Origin of the sequence: Actinomadura fulvescens, from assembly GCF_039533225.1 — a bacterium.
Classification (GTDB): domain Bacteria; phylum Actinomycetota; class Actinomycetes; order Streptosporangiales; family Streptosporangiaceae; genus Spirillospora; species Spirillospora fulvescens.
The window spans coordinates 59320-80149 of sequence record NZ_BAAATD010000021.1 but is presented as its reverse complement, the minus strand read 5'-3'; the positions used below and the strand labels follow the sequence as shown (position 1 = coordinate 80149).

The 20830-nt window shown below is 69.1% G+C and carries 18 protein-coding genes; 5 read left to right on the top strand and 13 right to left on the bottom strand.

Going from position 1 to position 20830, the window contains the following annotated elements; translation table 11 throughout:
* Positions 1 to 79: 79 nt before the first annotated feature.
* Entirely contained in the window at positions 80 to 3097 is a 3018-nt protein-coding gene (locus ABD333_RS44435; RefSeq protein ID WP_344548919.1) for a glycosyl hydrolase family 18 protein, read from the bottom strand.
* Positions 3098 to 3407: 310 nt separating this feature from the next.
* Between ABD333_RS44435 and ABD333_RS44430 the strand changes: the two genes are divergently transcribed.
* Positions 3408 to 4337 (top strand): hypothetical protein, encoded by a 930-nt coding sequence (locus tag ABD333_RS44430; RefSeq protein WP_344548916.1) that lies wholly within the window; start codon positions 3408 to 3410, stop codon positions 4335 to 4337.
* Positions 4338 to 4344: 7 nt separating this feature from the next.
* On the opposite strand, the gene ABD333_RS44425 is transcribed toward ABD333_RS44430, so the two are convergent.
* The 3 genes from ABD333_RS44425 to ABD333_RS44415 are packed head-to-tail and all read right to left on the bottom strand — an operon-like array spanning position 4345 to position 6283.
* The gene (locus tag ABD333_RS44425) at positions 4345 to 5592 is read right to left on the bottom strand and encodes an RNA polymerase sigma factor (RefSeq protein ID WP_344548915.1); all 1248 of its coding nucleotides are present in this window, start codon (positions 5590 to 5592) and stop codon (positions 4345 to 4347) included.
* Entirely contained in the window at positions 5589 to 5909 is a 321-nt protein-coding gene (locus ABD333_RS44420) for a YciI family protein (protein ID WP_344548913.1), read from the bottom strand. The genes ABD333_RS44425 and ABD333_RS44420 overlap by 4 nt, the downstream gene beginning before the upstream one ends.
* 5 nt (positions 5910 to 5914) lie before the next feature.
* Positions 5915 to 6283 carry a YciI family protein gene (locus ABD333_RS44415; protein ID WP_344548911.1) on the bottom strand — a complete coding sequence of 123 codons (369 nt, stop codon included), beginning with the start codon at positions 6281 to 6283 and terminating at the stop codon, positions 5915 to 5917.
* Between the two features lie 194 nt (positions 6284 to 6477).
* Here ABD333_RS44415 and ABD333_RS44410 point away from each other — a divergent pair, with 194 nt between their 5' ends.
* Both ABD333_RS44410 and ABD333_RS44405 read left to right on the top strand, forming a co-directional pair.
* Positions 6478 to 6732, top strand: coding sequence for a hypothetical protein (locus ABD333_RS44410; protein ID WP_344548909.1), 255 nt, complete (start codon positions 6478 to 6480; stop codon positions 6730 to 6732).
* Between the two features lie 253 nt (positions 6733 to 6985).
* Positions 6986 to 7885: a DMT family transporter gene (locus ABD333_RS44405; protein WP_344548907.1), complete on the top strand. Its 900-nt coding sequence runs from the start codon at positions 6986 to 6988 to the stop codon at positions 7883 to 7885.
* An 85-nt stretch (positions 7886 to 7970) separates the two neighbouring features.
* On the opposite strand, the gene ABD333_RS44400 is transcribed toward ABD333_RS44405, so the two are convergent.
* From ABD333_RS44400 to ABD333_RS44365, 8 genes are all read right to left on the bottom strand, one after another.
* Entirely contained in the window at positions 7971 to 9095 is a 1125-nt protein-coding gene (locus tag ABD333_RS44400) for a hypothetical protein (protein WP_344548905.1), read from the bottom strand.
* A gap of 13 nt (positions 9096 to 9108) precedes the next feature.
* A complete protein-coding gene (locus ABD333_RS44395) occupies positions 9109 to 10065 on the bottom strand; it encodes a methyltransferase domain-containing protein (RefSeq protein ID WP_344548903.1) in 957 nt (318 codons plus the stop codon).
* 29 nt (positions 10066 to 10094) lie between these two features.
* Entirely contained in the window at positions 10095 to 11051 is a 957-nt protein-coding gene (locus ABD333_RS44390; protein ID WP_344548901.1) for an ornithine carbamoyltransferase, read from the bottom strand.
* Positions 11052 to 11100: 49 nt separating this feature from the next.
* Positions 11101 to 11982: a diiron oxygenase gene (locus ABD333_RS44385; protein WP_344548899.1), complete on the bottom strand. Its 882-nt coding sequence runs from the start codon at positions 11980 to 11982 to the stop codon at positions 11101 to 11103.
* A gap of 41 nt (positions 11983 to 12023) precedes the next feature.
* On the bottom strand, positions 12024 to 13118 hold the full coding sequence (locus tag ABD333_RS44380) for a pyridoxal-phosphate dependent enzyme (RefSeq protein ID WP_344548897.1): 1095 nt from the start codon (positions 13116 to 13118) through the stop codon (positions 12024 to 12026).
* Positions 13119 to 13435: 317 nt separating this feature from the next.
* Complete coding sequence (locus ABD333_RS44375) at positions 13436 to 14422, bottom strand: amidohydrolase family protein (protein ID WP_344548895.1); 987 nt, start codon at positions 14420 to 14422, stop codon at positions 13436 to 13438.
* 134 nt (positions 14423 to 14556) lie between these two features.
* Positions 14557 to 14901, bottom strand: coding sequence for a hypothetical protein (locus ABD333_RS44370; protein ID WP_344548893.1), 345 nt, complete (start codon positions 14899 to 14901; stop codon positions 14557 to 14559).
* A complete protein-coding gene (locus tag ABD333_RS44365; RefSeq protein ID WP_344548891.1) occupies positions 14901 to 15251 on the bottom strand; it encodes a hypothetical protein in 351 nt (116 codons plus the stop codon). The genes ABD333_RS44370 and ABD333_RS44365 overlap by 1 nt, the downstream gene beginning before the upstream one ends.
* Before the next feature lie 468 nt (positions 15252 to 15719).
* Between ABD333_RS44365 and ABD333_RS44360 the strand changes: the two genes are divergently transcribed.
* Together ABD333_RS44360 and ABD333_RS44355 are read left to right on the top strand one after the other, a co-directional pair.
* Positions 15720 to 16892: a helix-turn-helix domain-containing protein gene (locus ABD333_RS44360; protein ID WP_344548889.1), complete on the top strand. Its 1173-nt coding sequence runs from the start codon at positions 15720 to 15722 to the stop codon at positions 16890 to 16892.
* Between the two features lie 63 nt (positions 16893 to 16955).
* Positions 16956 to 18161, top strand: coding sequence for a helix-turn-helix domain-containing protein (locus ABD333_RS44355; RefSeq protein ID WP_344548887.1), 1206 nt, complete (start codon positions 16956 to 16958; stop codon positions 18159 to 18161).
* 439 nt (positions 18162 to 18600) lie between these two features.
* Here the strand turns inward: ABD333_RS44355 and ABD333_RS44350 are convergent, their stop codons facing one another.
* The gene (locus tag ABD333_RS44350; protein WP_344548885.1) at positions 18601 to 20682 is read right to left on the bottom strand and encodes a multicopper oxidase family protein; all 2082 of its coding nucleotides are present in this window, start codon (positions 20680 to 20682) and stop codon (positions 18601 to 18603) included.
* Positions 20683 to 20830: the final 148 nt, after the last annotated feature.

The window sequence follows — 20830 nt, the reverse complement described above, 5'->3', positions numbered from 1 at the left end:
CCCGGTAGCGGCGCTTGGTGTGCGCCTGACGGCGGGTTATGGATCGGTGGCGGGGGGCGGGGTCAATGGCGGGGCGTGGTCAGCGGCGGGTGCCGCCTACTGAGGCGGTTGTCGGATGGTCCTGCGTCAGGGCGTAGGACTTGCCTCCGAAGGTGAGGGTGAAGTTGGACGGGGTGGAGATGGGGAGCCGATAGCTCAGGGCGACGTTGGCGGTGCCGCCGTTGGGGATGCTCGTGGAGGCGGGGACGGTGAGGGTCGCCCGGTGGAAGTCGCCCTTGAGGCCGCCGACGTTGTTGCCGGTGTGGCCGGCCTGGACGGACAGGGTCCAGCCGGATTGCTGGGTCATCGAGGAGGGGGCGGAGGTGCCGAAGTCGAACTTGAAGACGGCTCCGCCCGGAATGGCCTGGCCCGAGTTGTTGGTGATCCGCATCGTCGGGGTGATGGGGTAGTTGGCGTCGCCCACCGGGAAGTTGACCAGGTCGACCTTCACGTTGAGGAGGTCGGGGGGCATGGCGTGGTCGGACTTGCGGTTCTGGTACGGGCCCGCGGTCCTGAGCTTCTCGTCGATCAGCGTGGTCAACGTCGTGCCCATGAAGTGTTCGCCTTGGCCGCCGTTGCGGGACTGGTCCCAGGCGTAGTCACCGGCGAGCTCCCAGAACATGACGCCGCCGATGCCCTTGTCGACCACGTACTGGGTCTTGGCGGCCACCGACTGGTCGTCCTCGGTCGACAGGAACACCTTCTTGGTGCTGTTCCACAGCCACGGCGCCCTCATGGTGCTGTCGTACTGGCGGCTGTAGGTTCCGGTTAGCCGGTCCTGGGGGTCGTTGTCCGGGTCAAGCCCGTAGTCCCGGATGTAGCTGCCCTGGATTCCCTGCTGGAGATTCTTGGCGTGCCACATCGGATTGCTGCCCGAGCCCATTTCCTTGCCGTTGTTGTCGAGGTCATGCCAGAGGTTGTCGATACCAACGGCTCCGTTGCCGCACGGGGTCGTGGAGCCCACTGTGCTGCCGGTGCCTGGGGGGCATTTCGTCTGGTCGGGTAGCGCGGCCTTGCCCCACAGCCCGTTCGTGCCGCCGGTGACGTTCTGCCATCCGCGGGTGTAGAAGGGCAGGCCGATATTGATGCGGCCGGGCTGCATCGCGCCACGGAAGTAGTGGTAAGCCCAGTCGGTATTCAGGTATCCCATGCCGTAGGTGCTGTAGACCGCGCCTTCGACCTGCTCGTTGTCCTTACCGTCGTCGTACAACGCGGCGTTGGGGCCGACGAAGTGGTTCCACGATCCGTGCAGGTCGTAGGTCATGATGTTGGCGTAGTCCAGGTAAGGCACGACCTGGTAGCTGTCATGCCCTCGCAGGATCCAGCCGGAGGCCGAGACGGCGGCGGTCAGCATGTAGTACTTGCCGTCGGCCGCGCTCGCCGCGTCCAGCTTCTCGCGGAGCGTCTTCATCAGCGCCACGTAACCGGCCATCAGCTTGGCGCGTCTCGGGTTGGAGAAGGTGAAGTCGTCGGGGTGACCCGCGTACTTCATGGAGGTGGCGTACTCGTAGTCGATGTCCGCGCCGTCGAATCCGTACTGGCGCAGGAACGCGACGACCGAATCGGCGAAGGTGTTGATGCTCGCCTGGCTGTCGGTCATCGTGTAGAAGCCGCCGGAGGCGACGCGTTTGCCGCTGTCATCGATGTAGCCGCCGCTTTCGGCCCAGCCGCCGATCGAGACCAGCGTCTTGACGTTCGAATGCTGCTTCTTGAACTTGTTGAGCAAGTTGAAATGGCCCTTGTACGGGTACGCCGGGTCCATCTCCGCGCCCTGCACGCCCGGCCACTGCATCCCGATCGCCGGGTTGGCGGGCAGGTCGCCGCCGACCGAGACCTTGTTCTGGCCGTCGATGTGCGCGAACGCGTAGTTGATGTGCGTCAGCTTGTTCCACGGGATATCGCTGGCGAGGTAGCGCGGCGCGTTGTTCTTCCCGTCCCGCCATCCGGTGAAGTAGCCGATCGAACGGCGCGGGTGGCCGGAGCCCATCTTCTCCCGGCCGTCGTTGTCATAGATCTGGCAGTACGGAGGCGTGACGCCTGGCGTCTGGTAGAGCCCGTCGGGGCGGCAACCGCCGGTGCCCGGCCCTACGGTGGCGGTCACCTCGTCGCTGGGCGCGGAGTTCTGGCCGATGGTGTCCTTGGCGCGCACGGCGAACCGGTAGCTTCCCGTCGCCAGCCCGGCGACGGTGGCGGTCGTGCCGGTCACCGACTGCACCACCGAGCCGTTCTGCAGCACGTCGTATCCGGTCACACCGTGGTCATCAGTGGCGGCGGTCCAGGCCAGCGAGACCGAGTTGCCGCTGGTCCCGGTGATGCGCAGCCCACCGGGCTTGGTCGGCGGTGTGTCCTCGCCGCTGCCGGGCGTGGTGACGGTGACGGCATTGCCGGCCGGGGACAGCTGATCGGCGGTGTCGCGGGCGCGTGCGGCGAAGGTGTAGCGGGTGCCCGCCGTCAGCCCGCTGATCGTCGCGGTGGTGCCGGTGACGGTGGCCGCGACGGCGGTGCCGTTCAGCACGTCGTAGTTCTTGATGCCCCGGTCGTCGGTCGCGGCGTCCCAGGCCAGCGAGACCGACGTGGCGGTGACCTCGGTGGTGCGCAGGTTGCCAGGAGCACTCGGCGGGACGTCCTGGGGGCCGCCCGCGCACGGCTGGCCGTTGAGCTTGCAGTTCTGTGGCCCGCTCAAGGTGCCGGTGAACGACACCAGGAACCCGAACGAGGCAGAGCCGCCCGGCGCGATCGTGCCGTTGTAGGTGCGATTGGCAAACGAGTGGTGGTCGCCGGAACTGGTGAGCACGGCGTCCCAATACGAGCCCACCCGCGTGGTGGAGGCCAGGTCGAACTCCAGCTTCCAGCTCGACATGGCGGTGCCGCCGCCGTTGGTGACGGTGCAGGTGTACTGGGCGCCGTTCCCCCATTCCTGGACGGTCCGGCAGGCGGCGGTCGGGTCCGCGGCACGCGTGAGCGCGGTGGCGGTGGCGGCGGGGGCGAGGGCGAGAGTCAGGAGGAACGCGGCACATCCGGCGATGATCGTCCGGAGCGGGGAGCGACGTGCGGCCATCCCAGTCCCCTTCAATAATTAGGAAACTGTACTAATTATTGGGAACGTAACCGCACTTCAGACGGTGAGCAAGGACCAAATTTCGCCCGGATCGGGGCGCAACCAACCGGTCCAGCCAGGGAACCGGACCAGCCAAAAGGGCACAGCGGAAACGCTGATTTCGGGCGGGAACCAGCCGGGGTCCTCCGATGCGCTCGAATCAGCCCGCCCCATACGCCGCCCCATACCTCCGCCCCTGAGCCCGTTCGACGGTCCGAGTTGAGTACGCGTACTCAGGCCGCGTTCGGCATGGCCTGCCACAGTCGGTGATGTGAATCTTCGTCGGGAACCACCTGCCGCGCTCCGGCCACTGCTGGCGGGGATCGTCGGTACCGGGCTCGCCCTGGTCGGGGCGCTGGCGGCCGTGGCGGTGTCGGCGGCGTTCCCCTGCCGGGAGGGTGGCTTGGGCTGCATGGCGGAGGTCATGCTGATCGTGCTCGCATGCCTGACCGGGGCCGCGGTCGCGTCCTGGCCCGCGCTGTGGCTGGTGGGCGTTCGCCCGGCCCTGCCGGCGGCGGCGCTCGGCACCGTCGCGTCCATCCTCACCGGCTGGTTGGCGACGCAGGCACGTCCCAACATCACCACGCCCAGCTTGCTGATGCTGTCCCCCTTCGTCGGCTTCGCGGCGGCCGCCCTGGTGTGCGGGCGCGGGATGGCGCTGCCGTGGCGGATCGCCGGGGTCGTCGCCATCGTGGCGCTGCTGCCCGCCTCCCGGCTCGCCGCCGCCTACCAGGACGACAGGGCGCAGGGCGCGCGCGACGACTATCTGGGCGACGCCGGTGTCCCGCTGCTGGGCCCCGACCTGCCCGGATACGTGGTCAAGGACGCCTCTCGCTCCGGCCCCACGTTCCGCTACACGCTGCTGCCCGCCCGCCTGGCCTCGCCGTCTCCGGGAACCGACGACTACACCGTCGCCACGTCCTCCATCAGCGTGGGCGTCTACCACCTTCCGGCCCGCTTCGCGCCGCCCAAGCGCTGCAACTGGGACGACGCCTACGCCCCCGACCAGTCCTGCGTGGCCGCCGGACCGGACCTGTGGCGGCGCTCAGACGACCCCAGGAACGTCGTCTACATCGCTCGCAAGGACCATGCGCTCGTTACCGTGACGCAGGGCGGCGACACCATCGACGAGGAACGACTACGCCGGGTCACCCAGACGTTGGCGCCGCGTCACCCCTCCTACTTCCGCGCGTCCGGCTGACGAGATCTCAGCGCCGGTCCGCCGTGGTGAGGCGGGACGCCTGATCCCGCAGGTAGCGCTGCTCGGGGAGGCTGGTGGTGAGCCGGGCCGCGCGTTCGTAGTTCTCGCGCGCGGCGTCGTGGTCGTCTGCCATCTCAAGGAGATGGGCACGGACGGCGTACAGGCGATGGTGGCGCGCCATCCGCGGGTCGTCGTCCAGGTCGGCGAGCAGGTCGAGCCCGGCCTTGGGCCCGCGCGTCATCGCGACCGCGACGGCGTGGTTGAGCGTGACCATCGGATTGGGCGCGATGCGCGACAGGATGCGGTACAGGACGCGGATCTGCTCCCAGTCGGTGTCCTCGACGCGCGGGGCCTGGACGTGCAGCGCGGCGATCGCCGCCTGGAGCTGGTACGGGCCGAGCGGCGAGGACGCCATCGCCTCGCTGACCAGCGCCACACCCTCGTCGATCATGGCGCGGTCCCAGCGGGCGCGGTCCTGCTCGGCCAGCGGCACCAGGCGGCCGTCGGTATCGGTGCGGGCGGCGCGGCGGGCGTCGGTCAGCAGCATCAGCGCCAGCAGCCCGGCCACCTCGCCGTCACCCGGCAGCGACCGGTGCACCATCCGGGTGAGCCGGATCGCCTCGCCGGTCAGCTCGCCGCGCCGCAGGTCGGGACCCGAACTGGCGGCGTACCCCTCGTTGAAGATCAGGTAGAGGACCTGCAGCACGGCGTCCAGCCGCTCCTGGTCGGCCGGCGGGGTGAACGTCGCGCCCGCCGCCTTGATCTTCTGCTTGGCGCGGCTGATCCGCGGGGCCATCGTCGCCTCGGGGACCAGGAACGCCTGCGCCACCTCGGCGGTGGTGAGACCGCCGACGGCGCGCAGCGTGAGCGCGACCTGGGAGGCGGGCGTCAGCGTGGGATGGCAGCACAGGAACAGGAGCGTGAGCGTGTCGTCCCGGTCGGCCGGCGCGTCCTCGCCGGGCGCGGCCACGATGCCGGCGTCGGACGCGTCCCGGACGGCGGCCTCGATCTCGCGGCGCCGCCGCGCGGTCTCGCTGCGCACCTGGTCGACCACGCGGCGGGACGCGACCGTGACCAGCCACGAGCGGGGACTGTCCGGGACGCCCTGTTCGGGCCACTGCGTGGCGGCGGCCAGGAGCGCGTCCTGGACGGCCTCCTCGCACTCCTCGAACCCGCCGTACCGGCGCAGGAGCACGCCGAGGACCTGCGGCGCGAGCGTGCGCAGCAGGTCCCCGATCCGGTCGGGCGTGCTCACATCTCCATCCCCGCGGCGCCCATCAGCGGCCGTACCTCGACCGCGCGCGCGGGCAGCAGTCCGGCCAGTTCCACGGCGCGGTCACGGTCGTCGCAGTCCAGCAGGTAGTGCGCGCCGGCCTGGTCGCCGGTGTCCAGGTACGGCCCGTCCGTCACGGTGGTCACGCCGCCCCGGACCCGTACGACGGCGCTGGTGGACGGGTCGGCCGGCACCAGGACGCCGACCAGCTCTCCGGCCTCCCGGGCCGCCGTCAGGAATTCCTCGTGGTCGCGATCGTCCCAGGGAGGGTCCCGGTAGAGGGTCAGGACGAACTTCACCGCGGTCAGCCCCGTGGCGCGTCCCGGAACATCACCGGGCGCACCTCGATCCCCATGCCGTCGACGCCCGCGTCCGGAATCATCGCGGCCAGCTCGTAGGCGCGCTCCTTGCTCTCGCACTCGACCAGGTAGTAGCCGCCGAGGAACTCCTTGGCCTCCAGGTACGGGCCGTCGGTCACCGCCGGGGCGCCGTCGCGGACCCGGACCACGGCGCTCTGCGACGGGTCGGCCAGCGCGACGGTGTCGATCATCTCGCCGCTCTTCTTGATCGTCTCGATGAACGCGCCGTGGCCGGACATCACCTCCTGCCGCTCCTCCTCGGTGAGGGCCTCGAAGATCTGGGGGTTCATGTGCATGATCAACAGGAACTGCACGTCGTCTCCTTCGCGGATCGTGCGGTGTGCCGGGTGGCCCCGCTCGCCGATGAGTCGGAGCCGACGACGCGGTTTTGACGTCCAGACCGAAAATATCTCCGGCGCACGACCGCAAAATCCTCCAGGGCGCTCCGACCCACCTCCGGACTCCCTCATCGGACTCCCTCACCGGGGACGGCTTCATCACCACCGCCGTGAACTGGGACGACACGCGTACCCAGATCAACTGGTACCGGGACGCGGGCGGGACCGGCACCGTGGTGGTGAACACGATCCCGCTCCTGCCCGGAGCCGAGATCTCCGAGACGGCCTTCGTCGAAGCCGCCCTCGACGGCCTGGAACGGTCTCGCGCTCTGGGCGCCGACGAGACCCATATCGTCCTCAACCTCCGCCCCCTCACCGCGGACGAACAGGTCGAGCTACTGGAGGCCCTGGCCGCACGACTCTGACCCAAGCCCGCGCACTTCCGCACACTTTTACCGCGTCCGATGTAGGCCGCTTCACGAAGGTTGTCAAAAACGGTACGGTCAAGTGTGGCGGCTCCAGCATGGTGTCAGGCCGGGGAGTTTCGGTCATCGTTCATGGCCGTCGGCCGACCGGCCCATATTCCACGGGCGACGCGGAGTGCGGTCATCCCGCCTTCTCCGTGTCCATCGATCTGCTGCCGGTGCCCATAAGCCCGCCAGTGATTGAGGAGGACTCATGGCCACCGAAAAAGCGGGCACGCCACCCGTCCCGGACACCGAGGAACGCCTCGCACTGACGGCCGCGCTGGTCACAGTCGTGCTCTGGGGCTCGGCCTTCGTCGGGATCAGAGCGGCCGGCCGGGATATATCAGCGGGCCCGCTGACCCTCGGGCGGCTTTTCATCGGGGCCCTCATTCTGGGTGTAATCGTGCTCTACCGGAGGGGTTCCGTTCCATCGCGGGCGCAACTGCCGCGGCTCTTGGCGTACGGCATTATCTGGTTCGGCTTCTATAACATCGCGCTCAATGCCTCGGAGCAGCGCATCGACGCCGGAACCGCGTCCATGCTCATCAGTTTGGGCCCGATCTTCATCGCGGTGCTGGCCGGCCTGCTGCTGGGCGAGGGCTTTCCGCGACCGTTGCTGATCGGCGGCGGGATCGCCTTCAGCGGGGCGATTCTTATCGGCCTGGCCACTTTGGGCCACAGTTCCTCGGCGGCGATCGGCTCCTTGCTCTGCGTGCTGGCGGCCATGGCGTACGCGTGCGGCGTGATCCTGCAGAAGCCGCTCCTGAAGGACACCTCGGCGTTGACGGTGACGTGGCTCGGATGCGTCATCGGTAGCGTCGTCTGCCTGCCGTTCGCGCCGCAACTGATCGGCGAGCTCGGCGACGCAGACGGCGAAACGATCGCGTGGACGGTGTATCTCGGCGTGCTGCCGACCGCGCTCGCCTTCACGACGTGGGCGTACGCCCTCGCGCGCACCACCGCCGGACGCATGGGCGCGATGACCTACCTGGTCGCCCCGTTCGCCGTGCTGCTGAGCTGGCTGTTCCTCGGCGAGGTCCCGGAGTGGCTGGCCATCGCCGGGGGTGTGCTGTGCCTTGGCGGCGTGGTCTACGCCCAGCGCAAGAAGTGACAGGAGGCCTCCTGCCCCGATGGCGGGAGGCCTTCTGCTGCACCGGCGGGCGGCCTTCTGCGGCAATGGCGGGAGGCCTTCTGCTTCAGGAGCGGCTGCCGCCGGACGCGGTCGTCATGGTCGAGATGTCGCCCCGGCTGATGAGCCGGGCCACCTCGCGGGTGGTGTAACCGCGCTCGAAGTGCCGCGGGTCGGAGAGCATCAGCGAGACGAGCCCGACAAGGGTCTGCGCGTACCGCGGCACCGTGCCGTTCCACTTGGTGGCGTCGAGCATCCAGGGCTCGGTCTCGGCCGAAAGGTCGGCCGTACCGGCGTTGATGAGGGTCTTGGACAGCTTCGCGCCGGAGTCGGAGAGCACCACGGGAGTGAAGATCCGTGGCGGCGGCACCGAGCCCGACCACGTCATGAACGCCTCGTCCAGGAGCCGGCAGCCGGTGGCCCAGTCCGCGCCCTTGACGATCACCGGGAGCGCGGCGGCGTCCCGTGCCGCCACGCGTTCCTTGACCAGGTTGCGATGCAGGGTCGTGAGGCCGATGTAGGCGGGCGACTCCGGGGTGACGTCGACCTCGAACCTCCCGTGATCGACGCAGACGGCGGAGAAGGACGCTCGATGGAGATCGGCCGCCAGCAACTCGGTGTGGTCGCCGGACTTCTCCGACCAGCCGCACCGCGGACACGGATGGCTCGTCGGGGCGTTCCCGTGCGAGGGGGCCAGCACCCAGCGCAGGCGGTCCATCTTCGCCAGCGAGGCGAGGAACTCCTCCCGGAAGGCGCGTTGTGCCTGCTGAGCGGTATAGGTCTCGATCTCGTAGGGGACGCCGGTGACCGCCGACAGCGTTTCGAACAGGTCGCCGTAGAAGTGTCTCGTCAGCCGCTCCACCTCGGTGGCGCCCAGTGCATGGTGGAACGACCGCTGATAGACGGCTCCGGTCCGCGGGCTGGCGCGTGTCTCGAACGGGGCGTTGTCCAGAGCGCCGAACCGCAGGCCGACGTCGACGCCGAACCGGTCCCTGGCCGCCGCGGCGAGCAGGAAGGCGGAGGTCTGCATGACGTTCGTGCCGAGGTGCGGAGCGCCGTTGATCTGAACGCCGGCGTGCAGGACGATCCGCCGAAGGCCCGTGCTCCGAAGCTGCGGACGGATGAAGTCCACATCGTGCGTCACCGCGCCGTCGGTGACGCTGACCGGCGAGACGAGTGCGTGCGTGCTCACGGCATCCTCTCGATCACCAGTGGTGGCGTTCGTTGGGCACCGGCAGGTCGAGCACCCGGAGCGGCCCCGCCCACCCGTTCGGGAGCCGCTCGTCCAGGGCCTCCAGCCGCGGGACGTGCGAGCGGGCCGCCGTCCGCAACAGGTGCAGGAGCCCTTCGCCCGTCAGGCCGTTCTCCTTGGGGCGGCCGTCGGCGGAGCGGTCGTTGGCGCCTCCCGTCCAGTGGCAGGCCAGGCCAACGATGAAGTAGGCGAGCCCGTCTCTGGCGAACTCCTTGGGGGCGGTGCGCCAGAGTACGGCCTCACCTTGCTCCTCCAGGGCGAGCACCTGCTCCATGTTGTCCTGGGTGAAAGCGCCTAGGGGCAGCGGGCACAGGGTGACGGCATGGACGCGATAGCCGGCCGACTCAAGCAGCCGTACCGCCTCGCGGGGACTGGAGTAGCTGCCGATGGTGAACCCGAGGTCGGTCTGGAGCGAACGGGCATGGCCGATGATCGCTGACGCCCATCTCAGGCCGTCGGTCCCTCCGCTGATGGACGGTCGCAGCTCGGCGGCCCGTGCGGTGAGGGGGACGTACGGTGGGTTGCTGGTCACGACGAGCGGCCGGGGAAGCGTGCCGGGCACCGTCGCCAGCAGCTCCTCGCTGGACATCGCGGCGAAGTTCCCGCGCGCGAAGGTGACGCGCGGGTCGTCATCGCGGGACGCGTAATGCTGTGACGCCCAGGCGACCGTCTCGGCGCAGTCATCGATGCCGTGGACCCGCGCCGCACCGGCACGGGCGATCGCGGCCGCCGCGGCGCCGCTGCCCGACCCGAGATCCAGCACCGAGCAGCCGGGGGTCATGAGGTCCTGGGCCACCCAGACTCCGAGCTCGGTGTCGGGCGGCTCGAAGAAGACCTGTGCGGCCGCGGGCCGGATGAGATCGCTCGCCCGCAGGTGGCGGTGGCCGAACACGCGCGAGATGACCGGCATGGGAGCCCTCGATTCGTCAGACGTCGTGGTCATCGTGATCCGGCCGCCCATTCCAGAATCGCCATCGCGCTGAACAGCTTCATCGATGCCTGCGTCCAGGCGAGCGACCGGCGGCCGTCGAGGACGTCGCCGGTGACCTCGTCGCCCCGGTGGGCGGGCAGGTCATGCATGAACAGCGCGTCGGGCCAGCGGGCCATCAGGTTGTGGTCCACGTAGAAGGGCCGGAAGACCTCGCGCCAGGCGGGGTCGGGTTTCCGGGTGCCGGTGGTCTGCCATCGGGTCGTGTAGACGACATCGACCTCCCCGGGGGCCAGCGCGAGGTCGTGGATCTGTTCGACGCGCGCGCCGACCGCCTCGGCTCGCCGCTTCGCGGCGTTCAGCTCGCCGGCAGGCACGCCGTACCCGGTCGGCGTAGCGAAGGTGACCTGTGCGTTCGGCATTCCGGCGAGACCGTGGGCGAGGGCTACGGCCGTGTTGTTGCCCTCGCCGACATAGAGCAGCCGGATGCCCTCCAGGTCGCCGAAGACCAGGTGGAGCGTGGCGAGGTCACACACCCCCTGACTGGGGTGCTCCTGGTCGGCCATGGCGTTGATGACGGGGAACCGGCCCTGGCGTGACAGCTCGCGCAGGTCGTCGACCGGTCCTGCTGTACGGGCGACCAGGGCGTCGAGCATCGAGCCCAGCACCCGTCCGGTATCCCCGACCGCTTCGCCCGTGTTGAGCTGCAGGTCGCCCGGGCCGAAGGTGACCGGGACGGCGCCGAGGCGGATGGCGCCGACGGTGAACGCGGTGCGGGTCCGGGTGGAGGTCATGGCGAACAGCACTCCGACGACGCGGCCGTCGAGCGGCCGGTCGTGCGCGGTGCCGTCGCGGAACAACTCGACCGACCGGGCGGCGAGATTCTTGATCAGAGGGGGTTCCAGCTCGGCCAGCGAGAACAACCCCTGCTCGTCCTTGGGGCCTTGCCATGCGTGGGATTCGTCCATAGGGCATCGTCCGTGGGGTGGTGGGGGGCTTCGTCCGCCGCCGTGGCGGTCAGCTCAGCAGTTCGGCCGCCGCGAAGGCGTCCGAGGCGCCGGGAACGCCCAGGACGCCGGTCTCTTCGAAGAGCCGCATCGTGTGCCGGGAGGCGGCGCGGATACCGGTGTTGACCCGTTCATGGGAATAGGTGTCGCGCATGATCTCCTCCACCGCCTCGGCTCCGAGGCCCGCTCTGGTCAGCGAGGCCCGTACCGGCGCCTGTTCGGGCAGCAGGCTGGACCGGATCAGCCCAGGGAGACATCGGGAGATACGGCGACGCGATGCGCGGGACTGCTGTGCCCACAGTTCGCGAAAGAACTGCGAGAAGAAGACGTGGTGCCAGCCTTCGTCCTTGGCGTGTTCCCGCACCGTGTCACGAACGATCGTCAGGACTCTCGGGTTCTGTGGAATGTCCTTCAGAATCGCGGTGATCAACGTTTCGAACACCACGACCTGAAGCAGCTGGGCCAGCGCGGGAGCATCGGGCAGAGCTCGCTGCCCGACCTGGTCCAACCGGGTCAGGAACGGCTCGAAGTCATAGGGCACCACGGCGACCGCAGAGGCGGCGGAAACCTGTGCGATGACATCGAGACTGCAAAGGGAATGGTAGCCTTCATCGCAATAAATGCGATAAGCGTTCAGCCGGGTCTCGGGATCGACATCGATTCCGCAGCGCCCCCCGGCGATGCGATCGGTAGCCCGGTTGACCACGCGGGTCTCGAAATGCGTCGTGAATTCGAGGTAGTGGAAAAGGTGCCGGGCCAGGATCTCGCCGCGCGTACGCTCCGGGAGCTCGCGCACCCGCGGATGGTCCCAGTACGGCACCAGGTCCGGCGGGAAGAACAACCGCCCGGTGCCGAGCTCGTCACCCAGCAGGCGTCGCGGCCCCGTCCGCACCCCGGCACGCTCGTACCAGCTTCGCTTCCCGGACCCCCCGATCATGGCGCCGCCACCGCGCGCGCCGCCGACGGATGTGCCACCTCCGCGTCCGACGGCGGCCGGTCGACAGGTGCGATCTCGATGGGCGTCTCGGCGGGCGCGATCTCGGCGGGTACGATCTCGACCCCGCGGGCGACGTCGACCAGGTCGAGCCGCTGCACCTCCCGCCAGCGTGACGAGTAAACGGTGTCCAGATAGTGGCCGGGGCCGTCCGCGCAGACGCACACGACGGAGCGCCGCCGTGGGTCGGCCCGCAGGAGCCGCAGCGCGGCGGCCACCAGAGCCCCCGAACTCGCGCCCACGCCGATACCGGCGGATTCCATCAACCACAGACAGGCGCTCACGGCCTCCGTCGAGGTGACCCGCACGGTCGGCCGATATCCCTGAGCCAGGAACTCCGACCGCCTGCTGGACCCGATTCCGGGCAACGGGCGCTCGCCGCTCGCCCCGCCGAGGGCGACCGATCCGTTGACGTCCACGCCGATCAGTTCCCAGTCCGGATTTGCCTCTGCGACATAGTCGCGGAAACCCGCCAGTGTGCCCCCGGTCGACACCGCCACCAGGACGCAGGCCGGTTCCGGGATCTGCGCTCGGAGTTCGGGAGCCGTACCGAGGGCGTGGGCCCGGGGATTCGCCGGATTGGCGTACTGGTTCGTCCAGATCAGCCGAGGGCGAGCGCGGATCTGTGCCTTGATGTAGCGGAGCCGGTTGAGCAGATATCCGCCGGTGCCGTCCGGCCGGTCGATCACCTTGACGCGGCCTCCCAGGGCGCTGATGGTCTCCACCACCGACCCGCTGCTCCGGATGTCCACGACCGCGGTGAACGGTACGTCATGCTCGGCGGCGATGGCCGCCAGTGCCACACCGAGGTTTCCCGATGTGGACTCGATGATGCCGATATTCGGATCCACCTCATTCGCTACGTCCTGCCATAGCGAATATGCCGTGCGGCTCTTGATGGAATCGTACGGATTGTATGATTCCAGTTTCAGCCAGAGCCGATGCACGGAGCCATTGATTGAAACGTCGAAGCCGACAGCGGGGGTAACAGCTTCCGCGTTCAGGCTCAGGCGATCGCGAGACCTCCCATTCATGAGACCTCCCCCGGTTCGAATTGCGAGCGATGTTATCAACGTGAGTTGTGTCGAGCAAGGCACCAAGTGTAATTGGCTACTGTCGCGCCTCACCGGACGTTGCCACAGGCTCCTGACTTGATAGGTTGACCTGGAGCAATGGTGTTATACGTTGAGTTCGACGGAGTCGGCCGCCTGGATTCGCCCTGGCCGTACGTGGCCATGCGTCTCTTATTCCGCGCGCATTTGCAGTAAAATATAATTGGGAATTATGCGCCCATTTGTGGCGGGTGTGATTCGAGTGTTCCCGTGTTTCCAGACGGGACGGAGCGGACGCCTCAGGTCCCGTCGCCGAGCCCGAACAGGTCGGCCGCGTTGCCCCCGGCGACCCTGGCACGGTCGGAGTCGCCGATGGCCACCCCGTCGAGCTGCTCCAGGAGCGAGCCGCCGCTCATGCCGAACGGGAAGTCGGTGCCGTAGACCACCCGGTCCACCCCGACCTGCTGGATGAGGAACTCCAGGGGCCCGGCGCCGTGCACGATCGTGTCGTACCAGAAGCGGCGCAGGTAGGCGGACGGCGCGTGCCGGCACCCCTTGTTCTCGGCCCGGATCAGATGGCCGCGGTCCAGCCGGCCGATGTGGTACGGCAGGTAGCCGCCGCCATGGATGAGGAGGACCTTGAGCCGGTCGAGCTCGTCGAGCACCCCGCCGAAGATCAACCGAGCCGCCCCGACCGTCGACTCCAGCGGATTGCCGACGAGGTTGTACAGGTAGTAGTCGGTGAGCCCGGGGCGCGGGCCGACGTGGTACGGGTGCAGGATCACAGGCGCGCCGAGCTCGGCCGCCGTCGCCAGAACGGGTCGTACGGCGGGGTCGTCGATCGGCATATCCTCGACGCTCGGGCCGATCTGGGCGCCCTTCAGACCCAGTTCACCGATGGCCCGGCGCAGCTCCGTGACCGCCGCGTCCGGATCGCTCATCGGGAGCGTGGCGACCGCCTCGATCCGGCCGTCCGAGGCCGCAGCGAAGGCCGCGAGCTCGTCATTGGCCTGCCGGCAGAGGTCCACGAGCGCGCTCGTGTCCGCCACCCAGTACATGAACAGCGGCGGGGCCATAGAGATCAGCGCCAGATCGACGCCCAGCTTGTCCATGGCCTGCAGCCGGGCCTCCAGGTCGTAGAAGGTCGGTTGCAACTGCCAGCGGAACCGCTGGTGGACCATCCATTCCACGCCATCGTCCCGCTCGACGCGCAGGCCGTCGATGCCGTTCCCGCGCCGTGCATCGGCCACGATTTCTGGCGGAGTGAAGTGATTGTGAACGTCCACCCGGAGCACGAGGCATCACCCTGACCGGCTCAACGATCATCTGCACGATGCATGATCGTGTGTGCTTGAGCGTAAGGTAACGATCGCCTCGCTGCAAGACGCCGAGTTTCCGCCCTGACCCGCGTTTATGAACGTTAGTAATGGTGCCCGAGAAACCGCTGGGGAAGGTGATATTCGAGGGTAATTGAAAACGCCCTGGACTGATGCGGGCGGGCCTTCAGGCAGCTCAACTCTTTGTCAACCATGTCCGCGGCGTGCGGGATGTCATCGACCGGCGCGAACGACGGCCGGATGTAGCAGCCGCCCTTCTGCCACACGAATCCGTCGCGGATGACACCGATCTCACGACCGGGGCCCGACCGGACCCGCGCAACCCACATCCACGCCCCGGCCTGCGGCACATGCCAGCCACGCACCCGCAACTCATCCGCAAGCGTCTTGATCGCCCTCTCTCGCCGCGCGGCCTCCTCCGGCGACATCACATCGCCGGCCTGATGAGCGCCTCCACGAGCCGGCGCAGCCTGCTTCGCGGGATGGGCTTGCCCACCGCGAGGCGCTGCGCGAGGGGCAGGTAGGCGGTCAGCTGCCCGGCGATGCGTTCGGCCGCGCACGGCAGATCCCACACCGGCGCCATCGCCGCCCCGGTGGAGGAGATGAACCACGGTTCCCCGTCCGGGCCGGTACCCACGTTGACGCTGTCGCCGAACCGGGGCGTGTTCGGCAGGAACACACGTAGCCGCGCGGGCTCCTGGTCGTAGCGCGGACGACCGGAGATCCCGTGCAGCGCGAGGACCTGGCCGAGTGCGTCGAGATGATCGGTGGTCTTCATGGCTCGTCCCAGGTGATGCCGTCGCGCGCATGGTGGGCGACCGCAACGATGTTGAGGTCGATGTACGCGATGTCGCCGCGCGGAGAGAGCGCGACCGCGCGTATCTCGCAGGTCGTCCCACGGGCGCACGGCGTAGCGCGTCTTCGACGTGGTCCATCGCGGTGCGGCGGTCGTCGGTGACGCGGCCTGTGCGTACGGCGGGGACGTCCCAGGCGTACAGGGTTGTGACAGCGGGCGAGATCTTCATCGAGACCGCCGCGCGCTGCGTTCCGCTACCGTCGTCATAGCCGGACTCACCTCCGGTCAGGCCCTCGGACCACCGGCGTTCGCCCGCCGGCCGAGGGCCGTCTGTTCGCGTCACCCGTCACGCTTCCGGGCTGTGCGGTTACGGTGGAGATGTTGCGCCGTTGCCACTCGGCGACAGGCATTACGGCAACTAGGTCAACCCGGGGCGAAGCGGGTGAGGCGATGACCTTCGGTGAGAAGCTGCGGCAGCTCATGGCCGAGCGAGGCACCAGCCTGCGCAAGCTGGCGAAGGAGGTGCCGGTCGATCAGGGGCATCTCTCGCGGATCGCCAACGACCACCGCGCCCCCTCCGTCGACCTCGCGCAACGGCTCGACAAGCTGCTCCACGCGGGCGGCGAGCTGGCGGCCCTCAAACCGTCGTCGCCTCTCACTGCCACCGACCGCGACCTCATCGACATGATGCAGCGAGCCGAGGCATCCGACCTCGGCCCCGCCGCGCTGGAGATGATCGACGTTGCGGTGGACCGGCTGTGTCGCGACTATCCCAGTGTCTCGCCTGACCAGCTGTGCATGCGCGGCAAAACGCACATGGAGCGGCTGCTGCGCCTGCTGGACGGCCGGACCACGCTCGCCGAGCACCGCGAGTTGCTCGTACGTACGGGGTGGCTCGCCGCTCTGCTGGCGTGCGCGTTCTACGACGACGGCGAGCAGGCCGCCGCCGAGATGGCGCGGCGCATGGCGAGGCGCATGGGAGAACAGGCTGGGCACGGCGAGCTGATCGGCTGGTCCTGGGAGATCGCCGCATGGTTCGCCCTGGTTGAACGCCGCTATGACGACGTGGTGGCCTACAGCGAGGCTGGAGTTCGCCATGCGGGAGTGTCCAACGCCGCGGTGCAACTGACCCTGCAAGCGGGCCGTGGATACGCCCGTATGGGCGACCAACGGGCCGCCGAGGCGCTGCGTGTCGGCCGGAAGATCCTTGACCAGCTGCCGCGGCCCGACCATCCCGAACACCACTTCGTGTTCGATCACGACAAGTACGAGTTCTACTGCTCGACGATCTACACCATGCTCGGCCAGGACGACGCCGCGCGTGAGCACGCAAACGAGGTCATCACGCAGTGCCGGCAGTCGGACGGCTCGGTGCGCTGGCCGATGCGGTACGCCATGGCGAATCTGGACCTGGCCCTCGTCGCCGGGCGCCACGGGCAGCTTGACGGAGCGCTGACGTACGGGCGAGCGGCGTTGGCACCGGCCCGACGATCCGGGGATCTCTTGCCGCGGGCGGCGGAGCTACACGGGCTGCTGGCGGAGCGGTTCGCGGGCGAGGCGGCGGTGGCCGAGTTCGCCGAGCAGCTGCACCACGAGCGCCGCGCTTTGCCTCCAGGGGGATGATGCGGTCTTCCCGCATCGAATGCATCACCACAACTGTCAACCCGGGGCGAAGCGGGTGAGGCGATGACCTTCGGCGAGAAGCTGCGGCAGCTCATGACCGAGCGGGGCACCAGACTGCGCAAGCTGGCGAAGGAGGTGCCGGTCGATCAGGGGCATCTCTCGCGGATCGCCAACGACCACCGCGCCCCCTCCGTCGACCTCGCGCAGCGGCTCGACAAGCTGCTCCACGCGGGCGGCGCGCTCGCCGCTCTCAAGCCGATCCCGGTCCGTACTGCGGTTCATGATGACCTTGGCGAGGCGACAGAGGCCATCGAGCTCGCGCGCAGGGTCGCCACCTCCGATGTTGGTGACGAGACGCTCGTGGCGCTGGAGATGACCGTGGACGATCTCGCGTCCGCCTACCCGAGGTCGGCCCCTGGCGAGTTGCTCGCCCGCACCCGGCAACACCTGGCCTACGTCTCCCAGCTCATGGACTCGCGAATGACTCTGGCCGAGCGACGTCGCCTGGTCGTCGTTGGAGGCTGGTTGTCCTTGCTCGCCGCGACCTGCGACGTCGACCTCGGCCGCCGTCCGGCCGCCGCTGCGCGCTTGCGGACCGCCGCTCAGCTCGCGCGACACGTGGGGCACCCTGAGATCCTCGCTTGGACGCTGGAAACGCAGGCGTGGCAACACATCACCGATGGCGACTACCGGCAGGCCGTCGAGCTCGCGCGAGGCGCCCACGAGATGGCGCCCAAGAGCAGCTCGGCGTACATTCAGGCGACCGCGCAGGAGGGGCGGGCGTGGGCGCGCCTCGCGGCCGATGGGGTGACCGGCGCGGCCCGAGAAACCCGCGAGGCCCTGGCGCGCGTCGAGCGGCTCGTGGAGCCTCTGCCGATGCCCGACCGGCCGGAGCATCATTACCGGTACGACCCTGCCAAAAGCGACGCCTATATCGCCACGACCCTCTCGTGGCTCGGCGATCCGGCGGCTGAGCCGTACGCCCGCGGTGTGCTCGACCGACTTGAGCGGCCCACGGCCGGCCCGGCCCGGCCTCGGCGTGCGGCCTCGGCGCGGCTCGACCTGGCGCTCGCGCTCCTTGCATCCGATCAGCCAGACGAGGCCGCGCACGCGGCCATGGAGGCAGTGACAAGCGGGCGGCTCGTCCCCTCGAACTACTGGCGCGCGGCCGAGGTCATCACCGCAGTGGAGGCGCTGAGGGTGCCCGGAGCGGCCGAACTGCACGAGGCGTACCGCGAGCTGTGCCCGCCCAAAGGGGATGACGTCTGAACGTCGTGTCCACTGTTTGCGGGAGGCTGGGAGCATGACCGACCAGATCTGGAACCCGCTGCTCCGTGACCAGATCGACTGGCACTGGACCAACCAGCTGCGCAGCCGCCGTCACCGCCTGCAACAACAGCCACCAGCCGCCGCCCAACCGTCGCGCCGTCGTCGCCGTTCCGGCGGCGGTCCCGCGCCAAGGAGGAACGCAATGCCCCGGCACGTCACCCTGCGGCAGGTCGCCGCCGAGGCCGACGTCTCCGCTCGGCTGCTGCAGTACTACTTCGGCACACGCGACCAACTGGTGCTGGGCGCCCTGGAAATCCTGAATACCGACGCCGAGCAGCGAGCCCACGCACGCCTGACCCAACTGGGCCAAGACCCCGGCATGTGTACGTGGCGGTGGTCAGGCCGATGCGCGCGGGCCAGTTCGTCCGGGGTCATCGTGCTATTCGGGTTGGTTGGGGGTTGCGGCGCCGGATTCGTAGGGGGTTGTCACTCCGGCGTAGGTGAGATGGAGCATCATGCCGACTTTGGCGTGGAACAGGTTGTGGCAGTGGTCCATCCACAGGCCGGGGTTGTCGGCTTTGAAGGCGACTTCGTAGGTTTCGCCGGGTGCGACGTTCAGGGAGTCGGCCTGCCAGGGGCTGCCGGTGATCGGCCGTCCGTTGCGTGTCAGGACCTGGATGTGGTGTCCGTGCAAGTGCATGGGGTGATGGTCGTAGCTGCGGTTGACGAAGGTCATTTTGATGTTCTCGCCTTCGCGGACCAGCAGGGTGGGGATGTGGGGGAAGACGCGGCCGTTGATGCGGTACCGCATCGCCGGGCGTCCGTCGAAGAACCCGAAGGAGGAGTCCATGTTCAGGGTGAAGTGCCGGTCGTAGCGGGTTTGCGGGCCGAACGGGGTGGCGGTGGGCGTGCCGTAGGAGGCCGGGTCGAAGACGCCGGTGGCCGTCTCCGCTGGTGCGCGGCCCTGACCGTCCGGGCTGAGGACCAGGACCGGGCCGCCGGGGACGGCCGGCCGGAGTTCCACGGGGCGTGCGGGCATGGTGAAGGTCAGGTCGTAGCGGCCGCCGGCCGCCGTCGGCAAGGTCTTGCCGCGGATCTCGCCGGGGCCGTTCAGTTCGCCGCCGTCGATCGCGGCGACCCGGAACGGGCTACCGGCCAGCGTCAGGTCGACGGGGTCGTTGGCGGTGTTGACCAGCCGGAGCCGGACCGGGGTGCCGGGGGCGATCCGGTGCCGCCGGACGCCGTCCGACGCACCGAAGACCCGCGCTCCGCCGGCCACCGCTTCGGTGGCCCACTCGCGGTACAGCACCGCGATGTCGGCCCCTTTGACGGGCGCGGGCTCGACGATCAGGGCTCCGAACAGGCCGCGCTGTACCTGCTCGGCTGATTGCTGGTGTGAGTGGTACCAGTAGGTGCCGGCGTCCTTGGCCCGGAACCGGTAGGTCATGCGCCCTCCCGGCGCGACCGCGTTCTGGGTGACGCCGGCGGCTCCGTCGGCGGCGTTGGGCACGTCGTAGCCGTGCCAGTGCAGGGTCACCCCGGCCTTGATGTCGGAGTTGACGAGGGTGACCTCGACCAGCTCGTTCTGGCGGACGCGCAGTTCGGGCCCCGGTGAGGTTCCGTTGAAGGTCCAGGCGTCGATGGTGCGGCCCGAGTCCAACCGGATCCGGGCGGTGCGGGCGGTGAGGGTGAAGCGTCGCACGGGTCCTGACAGGTCCTTCTCGGTGAGGCTGTCGACGCTTGGACCCGAGGCGGTCGATGGTGCGCCATGCCGATGTCCGGTGGCCATGCCGGGCACGCCGGGTCCGCCACCAAGGTCGTAACCGCCGTGGCTGTTGGCCGAGTGGCGTGCGGGCAGTTTGCTGCTGTCGGCCGACCAGACCGAGCAGCCGGCGACCGCGACCGGTACCGCGATGAGGGCGGTGACGGCCCGCAACGCCGGCATCACGCGGCGCCCGGTCTGGGGCTCGGCGGCGAGAGTGTCGCGCCGTCGGCGTTGCCGGACGACCAGGGCCAGCACGGCGACGATCAGCACCGCCCACCACATCACCGTGGTCCTGGCCAGGGGTGGGGCGATCCACCACAGATAGAGGCTGATGGCCGTGACGACGGCGTTGATCTGCACCGGGACGACGAGCCAGGGGGCGGCCGCGGCGCGGCCGCGTTCGACCGTCACCCGTTCAGCCGAACCGCCGCCCGCTCTGGCGGTGCGCCATAGACCGGGCAGCCCCTTCACGACAACGGCTGCGAGCGCGGCCAGGATCATCGGGAACTGCACGTACAGCCGGTCGGCCATCACGACCGTCCCGTACGAGGCGAGCGCGCCGCCGACCAGCGCCGCCGTGGCGGCGGTCGGCAGGAGCGCCAGGAGCGCCATCGTCAGCGCGGCCCACGAGGTGCGCCGCAGCCGGCCCAGCGTCTGGGCCTTGCGAAGCCGGCCGGTCAGCTGACCGGCCAGCAGCCAGAGCGGCAAGGCCGCGGCGGTCAGCACGGCGCTGATCCAATACAGGGCGGCAAACATCAGAAGTGCTCCTCATCAGGCGGATGCCGGTTGGGGGTGCTTGGGGCCGTGTTCGGCCGGTCGGCTTCACCCACGAGCGGTCCGCGTCTGCGATCTGCTCGGCTTCGGTGCGTCGTCATGCGCAGTCATCGCGCAGTCGCTTCTTGGC

Excerpts from the sequence above, each read along its gene's own strand:
- ABD333_RS44355 (WP_344548887.1), top strand. The coding sequence starts at position 16,956 with ATGACCTTCGGCGAGAAGCTGCGGCAGCTCATGACCGAGCGGGGCACC.
- ABD333_RS44350 (WP_344548885.1), bottom strand. The coding sequence starts at position 20,682 with ATGTTTGCCGCCCTGTATTGGATCAGCGCCGTGCTGACCGCCGCGGCC.
- ABD333_RS44435 (WP_344548919.1), bottom strand. The coding sequence starts at position 3,097 with ATGGCCGCACGTCGCTCCCCGCTCCGGACGATCATCGCCGGATGTGCC.
- ABD333_RS44365 (WP_344548891.1), bottom strand. The coding sequence starts at position 15,251 with ATGAAGACCACCGATCATCTCGACGCACTCGGCCAGGTCCTCGCGCTG.
- ABD333_RS44390 (WP_344548901.1), bottom strand. The coding sequence starts at position 11,051 with ATGGACGAATCCCACGCATGGCAAGGCCCCAAGGACGAGCAGGGGTTG.
- ABD333_RS44380 (WP_344548897.1), bottom strand. The coding sequence starts at position 13,118 with ATGAATGGGAGGTCTCGCGATCGCCTGAGCCTGAACGCGGAAGCTGTT.
- ABD333_RS44395 (WP_344548903.1), bottom strand. The coding sequence starts at position 10,065 with ATGCCGGTCATCTCGCGCGTGTTCGGCCACCGCCACCTGCGGGCGAGC.
- ABD333_RS44370 (WP_344548893.1), bottom strand. The coding sequence starts at position 14,901 with ATGTCGCCGGAGGAGGCCGCGCGGCGAGAGAGGGCGATCAAGACGCTT.
- ABD333_RS44405 (WP_344548907.1), top strand. The coding sequence starts at position 6,986 with ATGGCCACCGAAAAAGCGGGCACGCCACCCGTCCCGGACACCGAGGAA.
- ABD333_RS44360 (WP_344548889.1), top strand. The coding sequence starts at position 15,720 with ATGACCTTCGGTGAGAAGCTGCGGCAGCTCATGGCCGAGCGAGGCACC.